Below are 22,583 nucleotides of genomic sequence, written 5' to 3'. Positions count from 1 at the left end.
CGCGACTACTCTCGATCGGGTGACTGGATCCCGAGCAGAAGCGGCGTACTCGCGCGCCGTCGCCGCATTCAGCACACCCACCCTCGATCTCCTGCACGGCAGATTCGCGCCGTTCGTGGTGGCGTCGCTCACGATGCTCTTCACCGCCGACCGGGCATCCGTGCCGATCGCCGACGCCCACGCCGAGCTGGCGGAAGTGATGGATGAGCTTCGCGGTGACGGTGAGGACGACAGGCGGCTCCCTGCGGGGAGCAGCCGAGACGTCTGCCGGAACTGGGTCCGCCTCGGATGGCTCGTGCAGCAGATCGACGATGAGGTCGAGGTCTACCGTCTCTCCGCCCACGCGGTCGAAGCCCTCGAGATCTCGGGCCGCACGGGCGCCGGGCGCACCAGAGTGTCGAACTCGCGGGTGCGCACCCTGCTCGACGCCGTCGAGCACCTCTCCGACAGCGCCGAGGCGGATCCGGTCCGTCGGCTGGCTCGTCTGCGCGCGGAGCGCGATCTGCTCGACGCCGAGATCTCCCGCATCGAGGAATCGGGGCGAGCGGATCCGCTCGACGACGATGAACTGCTCGAAGAGGCCGAGAACGTCCTGCACCTCGCACGCGAGCTGCCCGCCGACTTCACCCGGGTCGCCGAATCGCTCAAGGCCATGCAGCGGGATGTCGTCGCCCACCTCCGACGGGACGAGCGACCGACCGGCGAGGTGCTCCGCGAATACCTGCAGCGGGCGCAGGACGTCATGCAGTCGACCCCGGAGGGACGGGCGTTCTCGGGCGCTCTCCGGCTGATCGGCGATCCCGAGCGCATCGATGCGCTCACCGAACAGCTCAGCGGCCTTCTCAGCCAGCCGTTCGCGCGCCTGCTCGACAGCTCTCAGCGTGCCGAGCTCGATGCCGTCGGTCGACGCGTCGAGCTCGGCGTGGAAGAGGTCCTGGCCGCGCAGCGGCGCGCCTCGCATGTGATCACGGGGCAGGTGAAGACCCACGACCCGCTGCGCGACCGTCAGATCGACGACCTGCTGCGCGACGTCATAGCCGGGTTGCACGGCTGGTCGGGCCCGGCCACGGTCGTCGACCCGGTGCGCAGCATGCCGTTGATCGACCTCGGCCATCTCAGACAGACCACGAGCGACATCCGCCCGCCCCGGGCGCCCGCACCCCTCACGGATGCCGACGACGTCGACTTCCTCGACCACGACACCCGCGCGTGGGGTGGGCCGAGATACGCCGAACTCGAGGCGTACGTCGGCGGGCTGACCGACGAGTTCGATCTGGCCGAGGCCTTCCGGCACATCCCGGTCGACACGCGGCGTCCTGTCGACCTGCTGGGGCTTCTCGAGATCGCGCACCGCAACGGACTCGCGGACGGCGACGGCATCTCGACGGTCGAGACGCTGCGACCGGACGGAACGACGCGACGGTTCGCCTTCGGTGCCGTGACCGCCCGAAGCACGAAGGAGGATGCAGATGAGTGACGACGATCACGTCACGGTCGGCGCGGAGGACGCGTTCATCGCCCCGACGGCGATGGAGCAGGATCTCGAGGAGCACTTCCCGGGAGATCGGGGGACTCTCGATCCCGAAGTGCGTCGAGTGCTCGTGCATCTGCTGCAACGACGTTTCCTCTCAGCCGAGCGCAACCGCCGCGAGTGGGCGCTGCTGCTGGACAACCAGCAGATCATCGAGTCCCGACTGAACGACGTCTATCTGCGGCTCGTGATCGACCACGGTCGCGGGTTCGCGTACAAGCAGCAGCTGCGCTCCGACGAGATCGACATGCCCGTGCTGTTGAAGGACGCGCCGTACTCGCGCGCGGAGACGCTCGTGCTCGTGCACCTCCGCACCGTGTATCAGCGGGAGTCCGCCGCAGGGGAGACCTCGGTGCGCATCGACATCGAAGACGTCGAGCAGACCGTTCTCAGTTACTTCGCCGAGACGGACGGCGGCACTGCGAAGCAGCAGCGCGCGATCCGCAGCGCACTGGACCGACTCGACCGAGAGGGCATCGTGCAGGAGGAGACGAGCGGACGGTACCGGATCACCGCTCTCGTCGAGGTCGTGCTCAGCGCGCAGACCCTCAAGGAGCTGCGGGAGTGGCTGCGGACGCAGGAAGCGGTGGCGCGATGACGATGATGGACACACTCTTCGGGCTCATCCCGTCGACTTCGCGGGGTCAGCAGTGGGTCGCCGAGGAGCTGCAGCTGATCAACTGGGGCGGCTACGACGGCGGACCGCACCGGGTGCGGTTCTCGCCGGATGCGACCCTGCTGTGCGGGGGATCGGGCTCGGGCAAGTCGACCCTCATGGACGGCTACATCGCCCTCATGATGCCGCACACGACCCCGTTCAACGGGGCCTCCAACGGGGGAGTGACCGGTCGTCCGCGCGGTGAGGAGCAGCGCAACATCCTCTCGTACGGTCGCGGCAAGATCGACGAGTCCCGCACCGACGAGGGCACGAAGCTCCGGGTGCTGCGAGGCGACGGCGAAGACACGTGGAGCGCCGTCTCGATGACCTGGCTCGACCATGACGGCTCGCGTTTCACGGCTGTGCGCGGGTGGTACATCCCCGCCGACGCCCGCACCCTCGAGGATACGACCAGGCTCCGCGCGACGATCGACGGACCCTTCGATCTCGCGGGCCTCGAGCAGGCGGCCTCGCACCGGCTCAGCGACACCGCGGCGCGCTCCGTCGGGCTCGATCCCGTCGCGACCGACCGCGAGTTCTCTGCGCGACTGCACGCGGTGCTCGGCATTGGCGCGGCCGGCTCCGGCACGAAGGCGATCAGCCTGCTCGCGCGCATCCAGGCCGGTCAGCAGATCACCACCGTCGATGATCTGTACAAGAAGCTGGTGCTCGAGGAGCCCGAGACCATGGCCACCGCCGACGCGGTCGTCGCACACTTCGACGAGCTCGAGAGCACGCGGACGCGGATGCTCGTCGCCAAGCAGCAGGTGGCGGCGCTGGAGCCGATCCGGGGGATCTCCGAGCGCATCTCTGCGGCCGCGGAGCGCATGCAGGTCGTCGACGAGGTCGGCGTCTTCGCCGACACCACCTCGCTCGCCGCACTGTGGAGCGCCGAGCGCCGCCTCGATCTGCTGCGCGAGGTCGAAGGCGACCTGCGTGACCGCACGCAGGGACTCCAGTCGGCAGCGCGCGAGAAGCACGCCCTCATCGCGGCAGCGGAGCTCGAGCGGGAGGGGCTTCTCGACGTGCTTCGTCAGTCCGGGGGAGATCGCCTCGAGACAGCCCAGCGCGAGCTGCGCGCGGTCGAGCGACGGCTCGAGGATGTGCAGCGGGAGCGGGCTCGTTTCGACGCCGTGGCCCGTGATCTCGGCTCCGAGGTGACGAGTGTCTCGGAGTTCGAGAACCTGCTCGGGCGTGTTCGCGGCGAGCTTCGTGACGGCGGTCTGCGCGCTGCCCGGGCCGACTTCGCCGAGGCGGAATCCGAGCGCCGGTCGGCGGAGCGAGAGCTCGCACTCGTCCGTGCCGAGCGCGAGCGTACAGAGGCGCTCCGCGGCAGCATCCCTGCTCATCTCCATGAATCACGCGCGTTGCTGGCCCAGGCGGCAGGTCTGTCGGCCTCGGAGCTGCCGTTCGTCGGAGAGCTCATCGAGGTGCGCACGGAGTTCGAGCCCTGGCGAGAGGCCTTCAACCTGGCACTCGGCGGATTCGCGCGGACGCTGCTCGTCGACGCCGCCCACCTGCAGCGCTTCCGCTCCGCCATCGAGTCGGTCCGCACTCCGGAGCGACTCAGCTACGAAGGCGTGCAGGCCGGGTTGCCCGAGGTCAGGGCTTCGGACCCTCGAACGCTGCCTGCCCGCATCGACCACCGGTCGACGCCGTTCACCGGCTGGCTGCAGCAGCGCCTCCTCGAGCGATTCGCCTTCGTGTGCGTCGACTCGTCCGCCGAACTCGCGGCGCACGCTCGCGCGCTGACGCTCGCGGGGCAGGTGTCGCAGGGCGACCGAGGATCCCACGGTGGGCACGGTCGATCGAACATGCTGGGCTTCTCGAACTCACGTCGTCTGCGCGAGCTCGACGACCAGCGTGTGGAGCTCGAAGCCCGGCGTGACGCGGCGACCGTGGCAGCGGCAGATGCCGAGTCGCGCCTCGACCGCCTCGATGCCACGGCCAAGGCCCGTGCGAAGATCGAGGACCTCAGCTGGGATCAGATCGATGTGGATGCCGTCTCCGCCGAACGGCAGCGGTGGCTGGCCGTCGAAGCGGAGGTCACCGACGACAACCCCGAGATCGCCGACCTGAAGACTCAGGCGGAGGAGCTCCGACGTCGTGCAGGACGTCTGCGTGACGAGGCCGCGCGGCTCGGCGGCGAACTCACGGTCGCACAGGACCGGTGGGTCGAGGTCACGGATCGGGTCGACGAATGTCAGCGTGTCATCGACGCTGCCGAGGCGGCCGAGGTCTCGCTCGAGGAGCGGCATCGGGCCTTCCTCGATGCGCGGTTCCTCGGTGCGGACTCGGCAGTCGACGTCACCGCCTCCGAGCGGCTCGCCCATCTGGACTCCGCATTGCGCACGGCGGCGACCAGGCTCCTCGAGGAGCGCACGGCGGCGGCATCCGCCCATGCCGAGCAGCGGGAGCAGATGCGGCGGCTCATGACCGGCTTCCTCGAGCGCTGGGACACGCTGACGATCCTGCCCGACCCCGACGAGTCCGTCGCCGAGTTCGAGTCGATCCTCGACGCGCTGCAGACGAACGGACTGCACGAGCTGGAGTCCGAGTGGCGCGACAGCCTGCTCAAGCTCTCGGGCAACGACCTGACGAGCCTGGACTCGACGCTCAGCCGCTCGCTGCGAGAGATCAAGACCCGCATCGATCCGATCAACCGGATCATGGAGGAGCTGCCCTTCTACGATGACGAGCACCGGCTTCAGATCTCGCCACGGGAGAACCAGTCCGAGGCGCGTCGACGGTTCCGTCGGGAGCTCCGCGAGGTCCGGGGTCTGATCGACGCAGCCGTGACGGATGCCGAGCGCGAGAACGTCTATCGCAGGATGAGCCGCCTGATCGCCCGCATGCGACGCACGGCACCGGATTTCGCCGAGCTCATCGACGTGCGGAACCACGTCCGCGTCAGCGCCGAACGTGTGCACGCGGTGACGCGCGAGCATGTGGCGCTCTACGACCACATCGGCGAGAAGTCGGGTGGCGAATCGCAGGAGCTCGTCGCGTTCATCGTGGGCGCCGCCCTGCGGTATCAGCTCGGCGACGCGGGGGCTGCGCGTCCGCGCTACGCGCCGGTGTTCATGGACGAGGCGCTGATCAAGGCGGATGCGCACTTCACCAAGCGCGCGATCGGCGCCTGGCGGGGGCTCGGATTCCAGCTCGTGATCGGTGCGCCGAACGACAAGTACAGCGCGATCGAACCGCACGTCGACGTGGAGTACGACATCCTCAAGGACACCCGCGGTCGCTCGTGGGCGCGTCCGAAGGTGGGCCTGCCCGCCGGGAGCGAGTGATCGGCCGCAGGGCGACTCAGCCGGCCACGAGGCGCCGGATCGCGCCGACCGTGCGGTCGATGTCATCACGGGTCGTCGCCCAGGACGACATCGAGCAGCGCAGTGCTGCGCGACCTCGCCATTCGGCGCCGGTCAGCGCGGCGGTGCCCTCGATGAGAACGGCCTCACCGAGGGCGCGGGTCGCATCGTCGTCGTCGAGCCGGAACATGACCTGGGTGTAGTCGACGGCGTTGAGGATGCGGATGCCGTCGATCGTGGCGAGCCCTGCGGCCATGGCGACCGCGTTCTCATGCAGCCCGTCGATCAGATCCGCGATGCCGTCCCGCCCCAGACTGCGCATCGCCGCCCAGGCGGGGACGCCGCGGGCTCGCCGAGAGAGCTCCGGCGTCACATCCCAGGGATCGAGGCTCGTGTAGACCAGGTAGTCGCCGCCGGTGCGGAACGTCGCGATCGAGTCCGCAGGGTCGCGGACGATCGCCATTCCGCAGTCGTACGGCACGTTGAGGGTCTTGTGCGCATCCGTCGCCCAGGAGTCGGCGTCGGACATGCCCGTCGTGAGCGGCCTCAGCGCCTCGGATGCCGCTGCCCACAGGCCGAAAGCCCCGTCGACGTGCACCCACGCGCCGTGCTCGTGCGCGACCGGGATGAGAGAGGTGAAGTCGTCGAACGCTCCTGTGTGCACTTCTCCGGCCTGGAGACAGACGATGGTCGGTCCAGAGCCGCTCGCGAGGACTCGGCCCAGGGCGTCGGGGCGCATGCGCCCCTCGTCGTCGGAGTCGACGACGGTGATCTCCCGACGACCGATTCCGAGAAACCGGGCCGCGCGGTCGATCGATCCGTGACGGTCGGCGCCCACGATGAAGCGGATCGGTGGAGATTGGCGCAGTCCCTGTTCGCTGAGGTCCCATCCGGCACGAGCGAGCACGGCGTTGCGTGCCGTCGCGAGGCAGGTGAAGTTGGCCATCTGGCCGCCCGTGACGAAGCCGACGCTCGCCGAGCCGGGCAGGCCGAGGATGTCGAGCATCCATCGTCCGGCGACGCGTTCCAACGCCACGGTCGTCGGTGTGAGCAGTGCCGAGCCCGAGTTCTGGTCCCATGCCGAGACGAGCCAGTCGGCCGCGAGCGCGGCCGGATGGGTGCCGCCGATCACGAACCCGAAGAAGCGTCCGCCGGGGATCGCGACGAGGCCGGGATCCGACCGCGACACGATCTGATCGATGACGTCCTCGGCGCCCATTCCCTCGGAGGGCAAAGGGCCGCCGAACGCGTCGAGCATCTCCGCGAGGGTCGCACGCGGCCAGACGGGCCTGTCGTCGAGCGACCCGAGGAACTCCAGTGCCGCGCGGTGCGCGGCCTCCAATCCACGGATCCGGTCATCGTCGACGCTGTCGTCCATGAGTCAGGACTACACCCGCCGTCGAGGTCACACCAGACCCCGTGAGCATGGTTCGATAGAATGGACGATGCCCTGGGCCGAGCCCACGGGCGGATACGACGAGCGGAGACATATGTCCGGGCATTCCAAGTGGGCCACCACGAAGCACAAGAAGGCCATCATCGACTCCAGGCGCGCAAAGTCCTGGGCCAAGCTCATCAAGAACATCGAGGTCGCCGCCAAGCTCGGCGGAGCCGATCTGCAGGGCAACCCGACTCTGTTCGACGCCGTTCAGAAGGCGAAGAAGACGTCGGTCCCGAAGGACAACATCGACCGCGCGGTGAAGCGCGGTGCGGGCATCGGCGGCGAGGCCGTCGAGTACACCTCGATCATCTACGAGGGCTACGGACCCAACGGCGTCGCGATGATGATCGAGTGTCTGACCGACAACAAGAACCGCGCGGCCGCCGAGGTGCGCACCGCCCTCAGCCGTAACGGCGGCACCCTCGCCGACCCCGGCAGCGTGGCCTACAACTTCAGCCGCAAGGGCGTCATCGTCGTCGGTTCCGAAGGCACGACCGAGGACGACGTGATGATGGCCGCTCTCGAAGCGGGCGCCGAGGAGATCGAGCCGCACGCCGAAGGCTTCGAGATCATCACCGAGGCGACCGACCTGGTCGCGGTGCGCAGCGCCCTGCAGGATGCGGGAATCGACTACGAATCGGCCGATGTGGAGTTCGTCCCGAACCTCAAGGTCGAGATCGACGCCGACACGGCACGCAAGATCTTCCGTCTGATCGACGCCCTCGAAGACAGCGAGGACGTGCAGAACGTCTTCACGAACTTCGACCTGTCGGCAGAGGTGCAGGCCGAGCTCGAGAACGACGACGCCTAGGCGCGCCGACGCGGCGGAGCCCGACCCGACGAATAGCCTGGGGGAGTGACCTCCTCCTCGCTTCGCGTGCTCGGCATCGACCCGGGACTCACCCGATGCGGTGTCGGAGTGGTCGATGTCGACCGAGCCCGCCGCGGCACGCTCGTCCACGTGGGCGTGATCCGGTCGGACCCCGATCTGCCGATAGGCGAACGACTGGCGCTCGTCGCCGCGGGCATCCGTGAGGTGCTCGATCAGCACCGGCCCGATGCCGTCGCGGTCGAGCGCGTCTTCGCGCAGCAGAACACCCACACAGTGATGGGCACTGCTCAGGCCAGCGGGGTCGCTCTTCTGCTCGCCGCCGAGGCGGGTCTCCCTGCGGCCACGCATACCCCGAGCGAGGTGAAGGCGGCGGTCACCGGGTACGGTTCGGCGGACAAGAAGCAGGTGCAGGCGATGATCGCCCGCATCCTGCGCCTGGATGCCCCACCGCAGCCCGCCGACGCCGCTGATGCCCTGGCGATCGCGCTGTGTCACGCGTGGCGCCGCGGCGCAGCGGGCGTTCCGGGGCAGGACGCGCTGACCCCCGCCCAGCGCGCCTGGGCCGACGCGGAGCGTGTCGCTCGAACATACATACGATCGCGCGCCTAGTCTGGTGTGATGATCTCTTCGCTGCACGGCACCGTCCTGCACTCGTCGTCCGACCAGGTCGTCATCGATGTCGGCGGTGTCGGATTCTCGGTCGCCGTTCCCGGAGACGTGGGGCACACGGTGACCGTGGGCGAGCGGCTGATGCTGCACACGAGCCTGATCGTGCGTGAGGACGCCCTCTCGCTGTACGGGTTCGCCGATCGCAGCGAACTCGAGATCTTCGGCCTGCTCATCAGCGTCACCGGCGTCGGACCGAAGTCCGCGCTGGGTGTGCTCTCGCATCTCACCGTCGACCAGATCGCCGAAGCGGTGAACGCCGAGGACGACGCCCCGTTCCGCAGGGTGTCGGGCATCGGACCGAAGACGGCGAAGCTCATCGTCGTGCAGCTCGCGGGCAAGGTCCAGCCGGTCGGGGTCGGCTCCCGGGTCACGGCGGGCGGAGGGTCCGATGTGGTCGATCAGGTCACGGCCGCGCTCGTCGGCCTGGGCTGGTCGGAGAAGGTCGCCGCAGAGGCTGCCGCACAGACCGCCGCGGAGGCCACCGACGCCGAGCGGGCCGCCGTCGCTCCGCTCCTGCGTCGCACACTGGCGCTGCTCGGGCCGGCCCGTGTCTGACGCGCGCGACGCGACCGAACCGGTCGACGACACCGAGCTGGCGATCGAAGGCGCGCTGCGCCCCACGAGCCTCGGCGAGTTCGTCGGACAGCAGAAGGTGCGCGGCCAGCTCCAGCTCCTTCTCGACGCCGCGCGGATCCAGAATCGGCCCCCCGATCACATCCTGCTCGCAGGCCCTCCCGGTCTCGGCAAGACCACGCTGGCGATGATCGTCGCCCATGAGAGCCAGCGCCCCCTGCGTCTGTCGAGCGGTCCGGCGATCCAGCACGCCGGCGACCTCGCGGCGCTGCTGTCGAGCCTCGTCCCCGGCGAGGTGCTCTTCATCGACGAGATCCATCGCATGGCCCGGTCCGCCGAAGAGATGCTCTACCTCGCGATGGAGGACTTCCGCATCGACATCATGGTCGGCAAGGGCGCCGGAGCGACGAGCATCCCGCTGGAGCTGGCTCCGTTCACGCTGGTCGGCGCGACCACCCGTTCGGGGCTGCTGCCGAACCCGCTCCGCGACCGTTTCGGATTCACCGGGCATCTCGAGTTCTACGACGAGCCGGAGCTCGAACAGGTCATCGCGCGTTCTGCGCTCGTGCTGGGCGTCGATCTTCCGCGCGACTCGCTCTCGGAGATCGCGCGACGGTCGCGCGGCACGCCTCGAATCGCGAATCGCCTGCTCCGTCGGGTCAGGGACTACGCCCTCGTGCACGGCGGGGGAGCCGCGACACTCGACGGAGTGCGAGCGGCATTGGAGCTGTACGACGTCGACCCGATCGGGCTCGACCGACTCGACCGCGCCGTGCTCGAGTCGCTCGTGCGTCGGTTCCGTGGCGGCCCCGTCGGCCTCAGCACCCTCGCCGTCGCGGTCGGCGAAGAGGCCGAGACGGTGGAGAGCGTCGTGGAGCCGTACCTCGTGCGGATCGGCTTCCTGGGGCGTACTCCGCGCGGCAGAGTCGCGATGCCTGAGGCCTATGCTCACCTCGGCATCGCCCACCCGGATGGGGCGCTTCGCTTCGATGACCTATAATCGCTGAAGACTTCCCCCGATAGAGATGTGCGCCCGTTGGTTGGTGCGTGCACCTGAGAAAGGCGCTTGCCACCCATGGAAATCCTGCTCTTCGGCCTTCTTGCCGTCCTCGTCGTCTTCATGTTCGTCAACGGACGCAAGCGTCAGAAGCAGATGAAGGCCGAGCAGGAGGAGAAGGCGTCGAAGACCGTTCCCGGCGCCAAGGTCCTCATGCAGGGCGGCATCTACGGCACGGTGGTCGCCTACGACCACGAGGACCTCGACTCGCCGGCACTGATCGAGATCGCTCCGGGCACCGTCATCGAGGTGCACAGCCAGGCCATCCTCCGTATCGTCGAGCCGAAGGACGACGTCGTCGTCTCCGAGTTCGACGATGAGACCCCGGTCGTGAGCGACATCGACCCGCTCGCCGCAGACGCCGCGGTGGTGGAGACCCCCGAGGAGACGCGCCGTCGCCTCGAGCGCGACGCCGACGACAAGTAAGCACCCTTCCTCGCGGCGCCGCAGCGTTCCGCGCTCGGGTATCTCAGAAAGCTGATGACACGTGGCTTCATCTTCCCCGGTCCGTCACGCCTGGCGGGTCCTTCTCGGTCTGCTCCTGGTGACGGGCGTCCTGTTCGGCGTCAACGCGCTGGGCGTGTACGTCTTCCAGAAGAGCTCCTGGACTCCTGAGCTGGCACTCGATCTGCAGGGCGGAACGCAGATCGTCCTGAGCGCCGAGACCGAGAGCGGAGCGGCTCCCTCGCAGGAGCAGCTCGACCAGGCCGCCGCGATCATCCGCCAGCGCGTGGATGCCTCGGGCGTCGCCGAGGCCGACATCACCACCGAGGGTGGCCAGAACATCGTCGTGCAGATCCCGGGCAACGCCGACGAGGAGACGCGTCAGCGCATCCAGTCGAGCGCGCAGCTCGAGTTCCGCCCGGTGCTCGCCACGACGGCGGCAGCGAACTCGTTCGTCGGTGACGACGGGAACGAGACGCCGTACCCGACGCCCGATGACTCTCTCAACGCGACTCCCACCGCGGAGCCGACCGACGCGAGCGACCTGTCGTGGGTCACCGACAAGCTCAGCGCCGAATTCCTCGCCTACGACTGCGCGAACCCGTCGACCGATCCGTCCACCGCGCCGCAGGGTGAGCCGCTCATCGCCTGCGATCCGACCAATCAGGCGAAGTACCTCCTCGGCCCGACCGAGCTCACCGGTGACGTGATCACCGACGCCACGGCGGGACGCGACCCGCGCTCGGGTGCCTGGCTCGTGCAGCTCGAGATGAACGGCGAGGGCACCGAGAAGTTCGGCGAGGTCAGCACGCGTCTCAACCAGAACCGCATCGACGGGTTGACCCCGCGCGACCAGTTCGCCTTCGTGCTCGACGGCTCGGTGATCAGCGCACCGCAGATGAACGGTCAGATCCTCGACGGCCGTCCCAGCATCTCGGGCAGCTTCAACCAGGAGACCGCGACCACGCTCGCCAACCAGCTCAAGTTCGGCGCACTGCCTCTGAGCTTCGTCGTGCAGAGCAGTGACACGGTCTCCGCGACGCTCGGCACCCAGCAGCTGCAGATCGGTCTGATCGCGGGCCTCATCGGTCTCGCTCTCGTCGCGATCTATTCGCTCATCGTCTATCGCGCGCTCGGCTCGGTGATCATCGCATCCATCGCGGTGATGGCAGTGCTGACCTACATCATCATCTGCATCCTCGCGTGGCGACTCGGCTTCCGCCTCTCGCTGGCGGGTGTCGCCGGACTCATCGTCTCGATCGGTTTCACCGCCGACTCGTTCATCGTCTACTTCGAACGAATCCGAGACGAGCTGCGAGACGGCAAGTCGATCACCTCGGCGGTCGAGGACGGCTGGGGCCGCGCCAAGCGCACGATCTACATCTCGAAGTCGATCAACATCCTGGCGGCGGTCGTCCTGTACATCCTCGCCGACTCCACGGTGAAGGGCTTCGCCTTCACGCTCGGGCTCACGACGATCATCGACGTGTTCATCTTCGTGATCTTCACGCACCCCGTGATGCAGCTTCTCGCGCGCACGAAGTTCTTCGGCGGGGGCCACAAGCTCTCGGGACTCGACCCGGAGTCCTTGGGCGCGGTGTACCGCAGCCGGTCGCAGTTCCGCGAGGTGTCGACGGCATCGGCGGGACGTGGTGCGAAGAACACCCGTGCTCGCGGCGAGGCCGAACGCCGTCAGACCATCGCAGAGCGCAAGCGCGCCGAGGCACTCGCCGGTGACAGATCCACCAGCACCGGAAGTGAGGGGGACGCCTGATGGCTTCCATGAACGAGTTCGGCAACAACCTCTACTCGGGCAAGACCTCCTTCCCCTTCGTCGGCAAGCGCCGCCTGTGGTTCATCATCGCGATCGCCCTCGTGGTGGCATCCGCCCTCGTGCCGCTGCTGCGCCCGATCCAGTTCTCGATCGAGTTCACGGGTGGATCGCAGTTCACCGTCCAGGCTCCTGACTCGCTCGACCAGGAGACCGCGACCGCCGCTGTGCAGTCCGTCGTCCCCGGTGCGGCCGCCAAGGTCGTCGTGGTGGGCGACGCGGACATCCGCGTGCAGACCGATCAGATGAGCGCCCAGGAGACGCAGCAGGTCTCGAACGCCCTCGCTGAGGCCTACGGCGTCGAGCCCGACAGCGTCACCTCGTCGTTCATCGGCCCCGCCTGGGGAGAGAACGTCACGAAGCAGTCGCTGTGGGGTCTCGCGATCTTCCTCGCGCTGACGTTCCTGATCCTCGCGATCTACTTCCGCACCTGGAAGATGTCGGCGGCGGCGATCATCGGTCTTCTCGATGTGCTGGTCATCACGGTCGGCGTCTACGCGCTGGCGGGGTTCGAGATCTCGCCGGCCGCGGTCATCGGCTTCCTGACGATCCTCGCGTACTCGCTCTACGACACCACGGTCGTCTTCGACAAGATCCGCGAGAACACCACAGAAGACGGCGAACAGTCGTCCCGTCTGTTCGGCGAATCGGTGAACCTCGCCGTCAACCAGACGCTCGTCCGATCGATCAACACCTCGGTCGTGGCCGCACTCCCGGTCGGCGCCGTGCTCTTCATGCCGCCGGTGCTGCGGCTGGTCGGGCGTCTGTGCCTTCTGGCTCGGAGCCGAATCGCTCACCGACATCTCGCTGTCGATCTTCGTCGGCATCCTCGTGGCGACCTACTCGACGCTGTTCGTCGCGGCGCCGCTGTACTCGCTCTTCCGCGAGAACGAGCCGCAGCTCGCGGCCCGCGACGCCCGCGTGCGCGAGGCTCGCAGCCGGGCCTCGGTCGAGGCCTGATCGTCCCGCTCAGCGGGGCCGCCCCCCGCTGAGCACGCGTAAGATGTTCTGATTGGGGAGGTGAGCGGATGGCGGAACCGCAGACGACGTCGCAGGGGTCGAGCCTCAGGCGACTGGTTCCCCGCATCTTCTCCCGCGCGCCCCGCGTCAACGACCTCGACAACCTGATCCGCACCGTGCGTGCGAACCACCCTCGCGGTGATCTGGCGGTGATCGAGAGGGCCTATTCGGTCGCCAAGGTCAAGCACGAGGGGCAGAAGCGCCAGAGCGGTGAGCCCTACATCACGCACCCGCTCGCGGTGGCCCAGATCCTCGGTGAGATGGGTCTCGGACCGAGGGCCGTCGCGGCAGCGCTGCTGCACGACACGGTCGAGGACACGGGATACGCGCTCTCCGACCTGACGGCCGAGTTCGGCGACGAGGTCGCGATGCTGGTCGACGGTGTCACGAAGCTCGACAAGGTCAAGTACGGCGAGAGCGCGCAGGCCGAGACCGTCCGCAAGATGATCGTGGCGATGTCGAAGGACATCCGCGTCCTCCTGATCAAGCTCGCCGATCGGCTGCACAACGCACGCACCTGGGGCTTCGTCCCGCCCGAGAAGGCGGCGAAGAAGGCGAAGGAGACGCTCGAGATCTATGCGCCGCTCGCCAACCGACTCGGCATCCAGGCGATCAAGTCCGAGCTCGAAGACCTCTCCTTCGCGGTCCTGCACCCGAAGATCTACAACGAGATCCACAATCTCATCGCCCAGCGCACGCCGCAGCGCGAGAAGTACCTGACCCAGGTCGTCGAGGAGATCGACGAAGACCTGCGCGATCTGCGGATCCGGGGCAAGGTGGTGGGGCGACCGAAGCAGCTCTACTCCGTCTATCAGAAGATGGTCGTCCGAGGTCGCGAGTTCGACGACATCTACGATCTGATCGGCATCCGGGTCCTGGTGGCGTCGGTGCGCGACTGCTACGCGGTGCTCGGCGCGATCCATGCGCGGTGGACGCCCCTTCCCGGTCGATTCAAGGACTACATCGCGACTCCGAAGTTCAACCTCTATCAGTCGCTGCACACGACCGTGATCGGTCCCTCGGGTCGCACGGTCGAGATCCAGATCCGCACGCACGAGATGCACCAGCAGGCGGAGTACGGCGTCGCCGCGCACTGGATGTACAAGGAGCGGATGAACGGCGGCAAGGCCGAGGTACGCGCGTCGGACAGCGACATGGCCTGGCTCGCGCACATCTCCGACTGGCAGGCCGAGACGGCTGACCCGGGGGAGTTCCTCGATTCGCTTCGGTTCGAGATCGGCGCGAAAGAGGTCTACGTCTTCACGCCGAAGGGCAGGGTCATCGGCCTTCCCGCGGGTGCGACGCCGGTCGACTTCGCCTACGCCGTGCACACCGAGATCGGCCACCGCACCATGGGGTCGAAGGTCAACGGCCGTCTGGTGCCGCTCGAGTCGGAGCTCAAGAGCGGCGACGTCGTCGAGGTCTTCACGTCGAAGAACCCGGACGCCGGTCCGAGCCAGGACTGGCTCGGCTTCGTCAAGAGCACGCGTGCCCGCAACAAGATCCGCGGCTGGTTCACGAAGGAGCGTCGCGAAGAGGCCATCGAGCAGGGCAAAGAGGCGATCGCCCGTGCCATGCGACGTCAGAACCTGCCACTGCAGCGACTGATGAGCCACGACTCGTTCGCCGAGGTCGCCCACCAGCTCCGCTACGAAGACGTCTCCGCCCTCTACGCGGCGGTCGGCGAGGGCCACGTGTCGACGCAGTCGGTGCTCGAGAAGGTGACGGCGCTCGTCGCGGCCACCGATCCGGCGACCGGTCCGATCGATCTTCCCGGAACCATCGCGTCGCGCGAGCCTCGGGCGGGCGATTCCGGCATCCTGGTGCGCGGGGCAGCCGACATCCTCGTCAAGCTCGCGAAATGCTGCACCCCGGTGCCGGGCGACGACATCGTCGGCTTCGTCACCCGAGGCAGTGGCGTGTCGGTGCACCGCTCGGACTGCGTCAACGTCAAGGCGCTGGCGAGCGAAGAGGATCGGTTCGTCGACGTGTCGTGGGCACCCACGACCAAGAGCGTGTTCCGCGTGCAGATCCAGGTCGAGGCACTCGATCGCTCGGGCCTGCTGTCGGACGTGACCCGGGTGCTCAGCGAGCACCACGTCAACATCCTCTCGGCGACGGTCAGCACGACCGACGAGCGCCTCGCGATCAGCAGGTTCGTGTTCGAGATGGGAGATGCGGTCCATCTCGACCGCGTGCTCAACGCGGTGCGTCGCATCGACGCCGTCTACGACGTGTACCGCGTCACCTCGTCCTGAGCGCGGTCCGCACGAGAGAGGCTCGTGCCGCCTTCGTGCCAGGCACTCGTGCGAGCCGGTCGATGCGGTCGATGGCCGCGCTCACGAGCGTCTCGTCGGTCTCGGCGAGCAGTAGGAGCCAGCGCATCAGCGACTCGTCGCGGTGCAGTCCGAGTGCGAGGTCGACCATCGTGCGTGTCGGTGACATCACCGGCACGCCGCCCACGGTCACGAGGTCGGCCGACGGCACGCTCGTGTCATGAAGGACGACGCGTGCGGGCAGCTTCGCGCGGATCCGGCGCTCGACGGCCCGGCGCACATGATGGATGGCCGGCGGGGTGTCACCGGCTCCGTGGATCCATGCCGCAGTGGGCCCTGAAGCTGCGGTGTCGACCGGGATCAGAGCAGCGATCGACGCGGCCCGTGTGCCGGGTGCCTCCACGAGGTCGGCGGGGATGAACCCCTCGCCGATGTCGAACAGGTCCCCGTCGATTCGTGCGGCGGCCAGCTCGGGAGCGCTGAGAGCACGACCGGGCAGATACAGGAACGCGGGATGCATCACGCCAGTGTGGCGCAGTGCATCCCGCGTTCGCAGTCGTCGTGACGGGCTGTGGAGAGATCAGCCGCCGAGAGCGTTCAACCAGGTGCGTCGAGCTTCGAGGGCATCCGCCGCGTCCTTGGCGGCCTTCTTGTCGCCGGCCTTCTCGGCCGCGGCGAGCTCGGACTCGAGCTTCTCGATGGCCTCGAGCAGCTGCGAGCTCATGTCGTTCGCTCGCGCCTTGGTCTCGGGGTTGTTCTTCTTCCAGTCGACGTCCTCACGCGCCTTCAGCGCCTGCTCGATCACGCGCAGACGGTCGTCGAGCGCGCGCTCCTTGTCGCGGGGGAAGATCCGACCGATCTCGTCCCACTGACGCTGGATGCCTGTGAGCAGCGCACGGGCGCGCTTGATGTTCGACTCGTCGGCAACCGCCTTGGCCTCTTCGAGCAGCGCCTGACGGGCCTCGATCTTGGGACCGGACTCGGCTTCCTCGGCAGCGGCCTGCTCGGCGCGAGCCGAGTACAGTGCGTCACCGGCGGCCTTGAACCGCGCCCACAGCGCGTCGTCGGCCTTGCGGCCGGCACGCCCCGCGGACTTCCAGTCGTCGAGGAGCGAGCGGTAGGCGGGGATGCCGTCGACGCCACGCGGGGCGAGCGCCTCGGCGCGCTCCACCAGACGGGTCTTCGCATCGCGTGCGACCTTGTGGGAGTCGTCGAGCTCGGAGTAGAACGAGCGTCGTGCCTTGTCGACCGTGCTGCGGGCGTCGCGGAATCGCTTCCACAGCTGCTGCGAGACGCTCTTCGACAGACGCGGGCCGTTCTGCTGGTGGGCCTGCCACGAGTCGAAGAGCTCGCCGAGCTCTGCGGTGACCTGCTTCCACTGCACCTTCGACAGGTCGCGTGCGGCGATGGCCTCGGCCCGCTCCACCAGAGCGGTGCGCTCGGCGATCGCCTGATCGACCAGCTCCTTCGCCTGCTGAGCCTCCTGGGCGGTCGCCTCGGAGAGCGACGAGGTCAGCGCGTCGAGGCGATCACGCAGTCCGGCGAGATCGCCGACGGCAGCGGCGTCCGTCGCCTCCTCGCGGAGGTGGTTCGCCTGCTTGACCAGATCGCCGGCCGAAGCACCACCGGCCTGGTGGCGCTGCTCGAGCGTGTTGACCTTGAAGGCGATGTCGTCGTACTTGCGCACGAAGTAGGCGAGGGCCTCATCAGGGGTGCCATCCGGGTACTGCCCGACGACGCGCCAGGTCTCACCCTCGCGCACCTCGACGGTGCCGTCATCGGCGACTCGGCCCCATTCCGCGGCATCGGCGGACGAGGTGCTCGGAGCGGGAGCGGCGGGCGCAGCGGACGCCGCAGCTGCCGGTGAGGGCATCTTGCGGGGCAGCGGCTTCGCCGGGGGAGCGGGAACGGGGGGAGTCGGCTTCGACGGCTCGGTGGCAGACACGTGATTCTCCTTGCGCGGTAGGGCCGCGGGAGGCGGAAAGGACGAGCTTCAGCCTAGTACGCGCGGGCTCCTTCGGTGTGGTCGGTCGTTCTCACAATGCTCGTTACCGTTCTGTGAGCAAACCGTTCGACGCGCGAAACACGCAGCGACACATGCGGGAAACACCACGCTCTTATCGTCGCCAACACGGGATAACCGTCGAATGGAGCAAGATGAGCGAGATCGCACTCACCCCCACGGAGATCGTGGTCGTCGGAGCCGGTATGGTCGCGCACCGATTCGTCGAGAGCCTGCTGAGCCGTGCGGAGTCCCCGGTGCACGTGACGGTGATCGGCGACGAGGGGCGCCATCCCTACGATCGGGTGGGGCTGACAGGCTTCTTCTCCGGTTCTTCGCCCGAGGATCTCGAGCTCGATCGCTCGGTGCTCGACGACTTCCGCGTGCGACTGCTCTCCGACGATCGTGTGCTGCGCATCGATCGCTCGCACCGCACCGTGACCACCAGGTCGCGCACCGTCATCCCCTACGACACCCTCGTGCTGGCGACCGGCTCGTACGCCGCCAAGGTCGCTGTCGACGGCGCTGACCTGCCCGGCTGCTTCGTGTACCGCACGCTCGACGATGTGCAGGCTCTCAAGGAGTTCGTGGAGCGCCGCGGTCACGCGCTCGGCAGGCCTCTGCGCGGTGCGGTGATCGGCGGCGGCCTCCTCGGTCTCGAGGCGGCGGGCGCCCTGCAGGGCATGGACGTGAATGCGACGGTCGTGCAGTACTCCGACCGCCTGATGTCGGCACAGCTCGACTCTGCGGGCGGCGGGATGCTTCGGAGGCTCCTCGAGGATCGCGGCATCGCGGTCCGCACCGAGTCCCGGACGACCAGGCTCGACCCCGACGCCACAGGCGCGGTGACGGCTCTCGAGTTCCAGGACGGATCTGTCGAGCGTGCGGACGTGGTGGTGTTCACGGTCGGCGTTCGCCCGCGCGATGAACTCGCCCGCAACGCGGAGCTGCAGGTCGACCCTCGCGGCGGCGTGGTCATCGACGACCGCTGTTCCACCTCGGATCCGCACATTCTCGCGATCGGTGAGGTCGCGAACTTCGACGGTCGCTGTGTGGGACTCGTGGCGCCCGGCTATGCCATGGCCGAGGTGGCGGCCACGCGCCTGCTCGGCGGCGATGCGGTGTTCCCCGGATATGACGACTCGTCGAAGCTCAAGCTGTCGGGCGTCGATGTCGCGAGTTTCGGTGACGCGATGGCGACGACTCCGAATGCCCTCGATGTCGTGTACGCCGACCCGGTGGCCGGTGTGTACAAGAAGCTGGTGCTGTCGGACGACGCGCAGACCCTGCTCGGAGGCATCCTCGTCGGAGATGCCACCGCATACGGCGCGCTCCGACCCCTCGTGGGCGCGAAGCTCGGAGCAGATCCCGCCGCCTACCTGCTGCCGGCGGGCGGCAACGAGGCGCCGGGCGGAGAGCTGCCCGATGCGGCTGTGGTCTGCTCGTGCTCCAATGTCACCGCGGGCCGTATCCGCGAGGCGGTTCACGAGGAAGGGTGCCGCGACGCCGCTGCCGTGAAGGGATGCACGAAGGCAGGTGCGACCTGCGGATCGTGCGTGCTGATGGTGAAGAAGGTCGTCGGGCAGGAGCTCACCAAGCTCGGTCAGACCGTCTCCCACGCTCTCTGCGAGCACTTCGACATGTCTCGTCGTCAGCTCTTCGACGCGGTCCGCGTGGCCCAGCTCACGACCTTCAGCTCGATCGTCGAGCGGTTCGGTCGCGGACGAGGATGCGACGTGTGCAAGCCGGCCATCGCCAGCATCCTGTCGGTGCTCGTGGGATCGCACGTGCTCGACGGCGAGAACGCGACCCTGCAGGACACGAACGACCATGTGATGGCGAACATGCAGAAGGACGGCACCTACTCGGTCGTCCCGCGGATGCCCGGTGGCGAGGTGACACCGGAGGGACTGCTCGCCATCGGGCAGATCGCGAAGGACTTCGCGCTCTACACGAAGATCACCGGCGGCCAGCGCATCGACATGTTCGGAGCCCGGCTGGAACAGCTGCCCCTGATCTGGCAGCGGCTGGTCGACGCGGGGTTCGAGTCGGGCCACGCCTATGGCAAGTCGCTGCGGACCGTGAAGTCGTGCGTCGGGTCGACCTGGTGCCGCTTCGGCGTGCTCGACGCGGTCGGCATGGCAGTCAAGCTCGAACTCCGCTATCGCGGGCTCCGGGCTCCGCACAAGTTGAAGGTCGGCGTCTCCGGGTGCGCACGCGAATGCGCGGAGGCCCGGGGGAAAGACGTCGGTGTGATCGCCACCGAGACCGGATGGAACATGTACGTGGGCGGCAACGGCGGTTTCTCGCCCCGGCATGCCGAACTGCTCGCATCCGATCTGGATGATGACGGGCTGATCCGCGCGATCGACCGCTTCTTCATGTACTACATCCGCACGGCTGACCGCCTGCAGCGCACGGCGCCCTGGTGCGAGGATCTCGAGGGCGGTCTCGACGGCCTGCGTGAGGTGATCTTCGACGACAGTCTCGGCATCTGCGCCGACCTGGATGACGCGATGGCGCAGCACGTCGACCGTTACGAGGACGAGTGGGCGGCGACGCTGCGCGACCCCGCGAAGCTCGAGCGCTTCCGTTCGTTCGTGAACGCTGCGGACACGCCTGATCCCTCCCTCGCCTATGTGGCCGAGCGCGGTCAGATCCGCCCGGCGACGGCGGAGGAGCGGATCAGCGGCGGAGTCCTGATCGCCGGCACAGCACTGGAGGTGCGCAGATGACGACAGCGACCGAGACCGACATCCCGGTGCGGGTGTGCACGCTCGACGATCTCGAGATCGAGCGAGGGCGCGCGGCTCTGATCGGCGACCAGCAGGTCGCGCTGTTCCTGCTGGGCGACGGCACGGTGCATGCGGTCGACAACTTCGACCCGTACAGCGGCGCCCACGTGATCTCCCGAGGGATCGTCGGCAGCAGGGGAGACGCTCCGACGGTCGCGTCGCCGCTCCACAAGCAGGTCTTCGACCTGCGCACCGGGGTGTGCCTTGAGACGCAGGGCAAGCCCGAGGGCGCGTTGAGGGTCTGGCCGGTGACCGTCGTCGACCGCGAGGTGCGGGTCGTACCGCTGCCGCGGAGCGGCTCATGAGGCGCGCGCTGGTCGGCAGGGTCGATCTCATCGGCGGTGGCCCCGGCCCCGCCGACCTGATGACGGTCCGCGCCTACCGACTGCTCATGGCCGCGGATGTCGTGGTCGCCGACCGCCTCGGGCCATTCGAAGAGATCCGCGCGGAACTGCCTGCGCACGTCGAGATCGTCGACGTCGGCAAGAGCCCGGGCAATCACCCGGTGCCCCAGCACGAGATCAATGATCTGCTCGTGGCCCATGCGCGTGCCGGTCGTCGTGTGGTGCGGCTCAAGGGCGGCGATCCGTTCGTGTTCGGCCGCGGTGGCGAGGAGGTCCTGGCCTGCGAGGCCGCCGGTGTGCCGGTGACGGTGACTCCGGGTGTCAGCAGCGCCATCTCCGTTCCCCAGGCTGCCGGGATCCCTGTGACGCACCGGAGCTCCGCGTCCGGCGTGCATGTGGTGAACGGCCACGGCGAACTCGGCCCGGGGGCGCTCGCGTCACTCGCCGATCCGAGCGTCACGACCGTCGTGCTGATGGGCGTCGCCGCCCTGCCCCGTCTCGCCGCCGAGGCCGCGACGTTCGGTGCTCCGGGCGATCAGCCCGTCGCGATCGTCGAGAACGGCCACACGGAACGGCAGCGGACCATCCGGAGCACGCTGGCCACCATGGCGGCGGACGCGCGCGCCGCGCAGGTCGAGAACCCCGCGGTGATCGTGATCGGCGAGGTCGCACGAGCGGGGCTTCTGCTGCCCACTCCCGCGATGGTGGCGGAGAGCCGCACATGACCATCGCGCGAACCCTCGATTCCGCTCTCGCCGGCTGCACGATCATCGTGGCAGCCGATCGTCGTTCCGTGGACCTCGCGACCGCGCTCGAACGCCGAGGAGCGATCGTGCATCGCGCGCCGGCGCTGAGCATCGTCACGGGTGCCGACGATGAGGAGCTGCTGGCGCGCACGAAGCGCGTCATCGCGGATCCGCCCGACATCGTCGTCGCCACCACCGGCGTCGGCTTCCGCGGATGGATGGATGCGGCGCATGAGCACGGCCTCGACGCAGAGCTCGATGACGCACTGGGATCGGCTCACTTCGTCGCGCGCGGTCCCAAAGCGCATGGGGCGATCCAGCAGGCGGGATTCACCGCCGACTGGGTCGCGCAGAGCGAGACCTCGGCGGAGGTCGGCGAGTACCTCCTCGCCTCGGGCGTCGCAGGCAAGCGCGTGCTCGTGCAGCACCACGGCGCAGGATCCGACGGACTGGACGAGCAGCTGGCCGATGCCGGGGCCGACGTGCTCAGCATCACGGTGTACCGCTGGGGTCCGCCTCCGAACCCCGAGGTCGTGCGGCGCTCGGCGGTGCAGGCCGCAGCGGGTGAGGCCGATGCGGTTCTCTTCACCTCGGCCCCGGGAGCGGCGTCCTGGATCGCGGTGGCGGAGGAGGCCGGTGTGCTCGATCACGTACGGCGTCGTTCGCACGGTGGGCGGTTGCTGCTCGCCGCCGTCGGGCCGATCACCGCTGCCCCGCTCCACGCGGCCGACCTTCGGGCCACGGTCGCCGATCGCGGACGACTCGGCTCCCTCGCACGCACCGTGATCGCCCATTTCGGAGGAGGCCGTGCTCCGTCACTGCCCACCGACGCCGGTCGCGTCGAGGTCCGCAGCGGGGGAGTCGTCGTCGACGGCGTGTTCATCCCGCTCTCGCGCTCGGCTGCGGCGTTGCTCGAGGCCCTCGCGGGCGCGGGCGGGCGGGTGCTCTCGCGCGCCGAACTGGGCAGCGTGCTCGGTGGCGATCGCAATCCGCACGCGGTCGAGGTCGCGGTCGCCCGCCTGCGCGAGGCGCTGGGCGGACGCGAGCTCG

Annotated in this window: 17 protein-coding genes and 1 pseudogene; 15 read left to right on the top strand and 3 right to left on the bottom strand. The window is 68.5% G+C overall.

Annotated features, from left to right (window positions below; all coding sequences use genetic code 11):
* The first annotated feature begins 19 nt into the window (after positions 1-19).
* The 3 genes from RTM68_RS06470 to RTM68_RS06460 are packed head-to-tail and all read left to right on the top strand — an operon-like array spanning position 20 to position 5,485.
* A complete protein-coding gene (locus RTM68_RS06470) occupies positions 20-1,477 on the top strand; it encodes a DUF3375 domain-containing protein (RefSeq protein ID WP_312169382.1) in 1,458 nt (485 codons plus the stop codon).
* The gene (locus tag RTM68_RS06465) at positions 1,470-2,129 is read left to right on the top strand and encodes a DUF4194 domain-containing protein (RefSeq protein ID WP_312169380.1); all 660 of its coding nucleotides are present in this window, start codon (positions 1,470-1,472) and stop codon (positions 2,127-2,129) included. Before RTM68_RS06470 ends, RTM68_RS06465 begins: the two co-directional genes overlap by 8 nt.
* Complete coding sequence (locus RTM68_RS06460) at positions 2,126-5,485, top strand: SbcC/MukB-like Walker B domain-containing protein (protein ID WP_312169402.1); 3,360 nt, start codon at positions 2,126-2,128, stop codon at positions 5,483-5,485. Before RTM68_RS06465 ends, RTM68_RS06460 begins: the two co-directional genes overlap by 4 nt.
* Positions 5,486-5,501: 16 nt before the next feature.
* Here RTM68_RS06460 and RTM68_RS06455 read toward each other — a convergent pair whose 3' ends face one another.
* Positions 5,502-6,881: an aminotransferase class V-fold PLP-dependent enzyme gene (locus RTM68_RS06455; RefSeq protein ID WP_312169379.1), complete on the bottom strand. Its 1,380-nt coding sequence runs from the start codon at positions 6,879-6,881 to the stop codon at positions 5,502-5,504.
* Between the two features lie 112 nt (positions 6,882-6,993).
* Here RTM68_RS06455 and RTM68_RS06450 point away from each other — a divergent pair, with 112 nt between their 5' ends.
* The 8 genes and pseudogenes from RTM68_RS06450 to RTM68_RS06415 all read left to right on the top strand — a co-directional run bounded on the left by RTM68_RS06450 (position 6,994) and on the right by RTM68_RS06415 (position 15,628).
* Entirely contained in the window at positions 6,994-7,755 is a 762-nt protein-coding gene (locus tag RTM68_RS06450) for a YebC/PmpR family DNA-binding transcriptional regulator (RefSeq protein WP_312169378.1), read from the top strand.
* 45 nt (positions 7,756-7,800) lie between these two features.
* Positions 7,801-8,385 carry a crossover junction endodeoxyribonuclease RuvC gene (gene ruvC, locus RTM68_RS06445; protein WP_312169377.1) on the top strand — a complete coding sequence of 195 codons (585 nt, stop codon included), beginning with the start codon at positions 7,801-7,803 and terminating at the stop codon, positions 8,383-8,385.
* 9 nt (positions 8,386-8,394) lie between these two features.
* Positions 8,395-9,000, top strand: coding sequence for a Holliday junction branch migration protein RuvA (ruvA, locus tag RTM68_RS06440; protein WP_312169376.1), 606 nt, complete (start codon positions 8,395-8,397; stop codon positions 8,998-9,000).
* Positions 8,993-10,018, top strand: coding sequence for a Holliday junction branch migration DNA helicase RuvB (ruvB, locus tag RTM68_RS06435; protein ID WP_312169375.1), 1,026 nt, complete (start codon positions 8,993-8,995; stop codon positions 10,016-10,018). Before ruvA ends, ruvB begins: the two co-directional genes overlap by 8 nt.
* Before the next feature lie 75 nt (positions 10,019-10,093).
* Positions 10,094-10,501 (top strand): preprotein translocase subunit YajC, encoded by a 408-nt coding sequence (gene yajC, locus RTM68_RS06430; protein WP_194763942.1) that lies wholly within the window; start codon positions 10,094-10,096, stop codon positions 10,499-10,501.
* A 61-nt stretch (positions 10,502-10,562) separates the two neighbouring features.
* On the top strand, positions 10,563-12,293 hold the full coding sequence (gene secD, locus RTM68_RS06425) for a protein translocase subunit SecD (protein WP_312169374.1): 1,731 nt from the start codon (positions 10,563-10,565) through the stop codon (positions 12,291-12,293).
* Positions 12,293-13,310 (top strand): annotated as a pseudogene (gene secF / locus RTM68_RS06420) (protein translocase subunit SecF). Before secD ends, secF begins: the two are co-directional and overlap by 1 nt.
* A gap of 68 nt (positions 13,311-13,378) precedes the next feature.
* Positions 13,379-15,628: a bifunctional (p)ppGpp synthetase/guanosine-3',5'-bis(diphosphate) 3'-pyrophosphohydrolase gene (locus RTM68_RS06415; protein ID WP_312169373.1), complete on the top strand. Its 2,250-nt coding sequence runs from the start codon at positions 13,379-13,381 to the stop codon at positions 15,626-15,628.
* Here the strand turns inward: RTM68_RS06415 and RTM68_RS06410 are convergent.
* Both RTM68_RS06410 and RTM68_RS06405 read right to left on the bottom strand, forming a co-directional pair.
* A complete protein-coding gene (locus RTM68_RS06410; protein ID WP_312169372.1) occupies positions 15,615-16,166 on the bottom strand; it encodes a type IV toxin-antitoxin system AbiEi family antitoxin in 552 nt (183 codons plus the stop codon). The two genes, RTM68_RS06415 and RTM68_RS06410, sit on opposite strands and share 14 nt — an antisense overlap.
* 60 nt (positions 16,167-16,226) lie before the next feature.
* A complete protein-coding gene (locus RTM68_RS06405; RefSeq protein WP_312169371.1) occupies positions 16,227-17,591 on the bottom strand; it encodes a DUF349 domain-containing protein in 1,365 nt (454 codons plus the stop codon).
* A gap of 212 nt (positions 17,592-17,803) precedes the next feature.
* On the opposite strand from RTM68_RS06405, the gene nirB reads away from it, so the two are divergent.
* The 4 genes from nirB to RTM68_RS06385 all read left to right on the top strand — a co-directional run.
* Positions 17,804-20,383 carry a nitrite reductase large subunit NirB gene (gene nirB / locus RTM68_RS06400; RefSeq protein WP_312169369.1) on the top strand — a complete coding sequence of 860 codons (2,580 nt, stop codon included), beginning with the start codon at positions 17,804-17,806 and terminating at the stop codon, positions 20,381-20,383.
* Positions 20,380-20,748: a nitrite reductase small subunit NirD gene (gene nirD, locus RTM68_RS06395; protein WP_312169368.1), complete on the top strand. Its 369-nt coding sequence runs from the start codon at positions 20,380-20,382 to the stop codon at positions 20,746-20,748. The genes nirB and nirD overlap by 4 nt, the downstream gene beginning before the upstream one ends.
* Positions 20,745-21,512: a uroporphyrinogen-III C-methyltransferase gene (gene cobA, locus RTM68_RS06390; protein ID WP_312169367.1), complete on the top strand. Its 768-nt coding sequence runs from the start codon at positions 20,745-20,747 to the stop codon at positions 21,510-21,512. The genes nirD and cobA overlap by 4 nt, the downstream gene beginning before the upstream one ends.
* A partial coding sequence (locus RTM68_RS06385) for a uroporphyrinogen-III synthase (RefSeq protein WP_312169365.1) occupies positions 21,509-22,583 on the top strand: 1,075 nt, incomplete at its 3' end. The genes cobA and RTM68_RS06385, both read left to right, overlap by 4 nt.

Origin of the sequence: Microbacterium sp. (genome assembly GCF_031988965.1) — a bacterium.
In the GTDB taxonomy this organism is placed as follows: domain Bacteria; phylum Actinomycetota; class Actinomycetes; order Actinomycetales; family Microbacteriaceae; genus Microbacterium.
The sequence above is the reverse complement of the archived record's forward strand: the minus strand, read 5'-3'. Positions and strand labels throughout refer to the sequence as shown.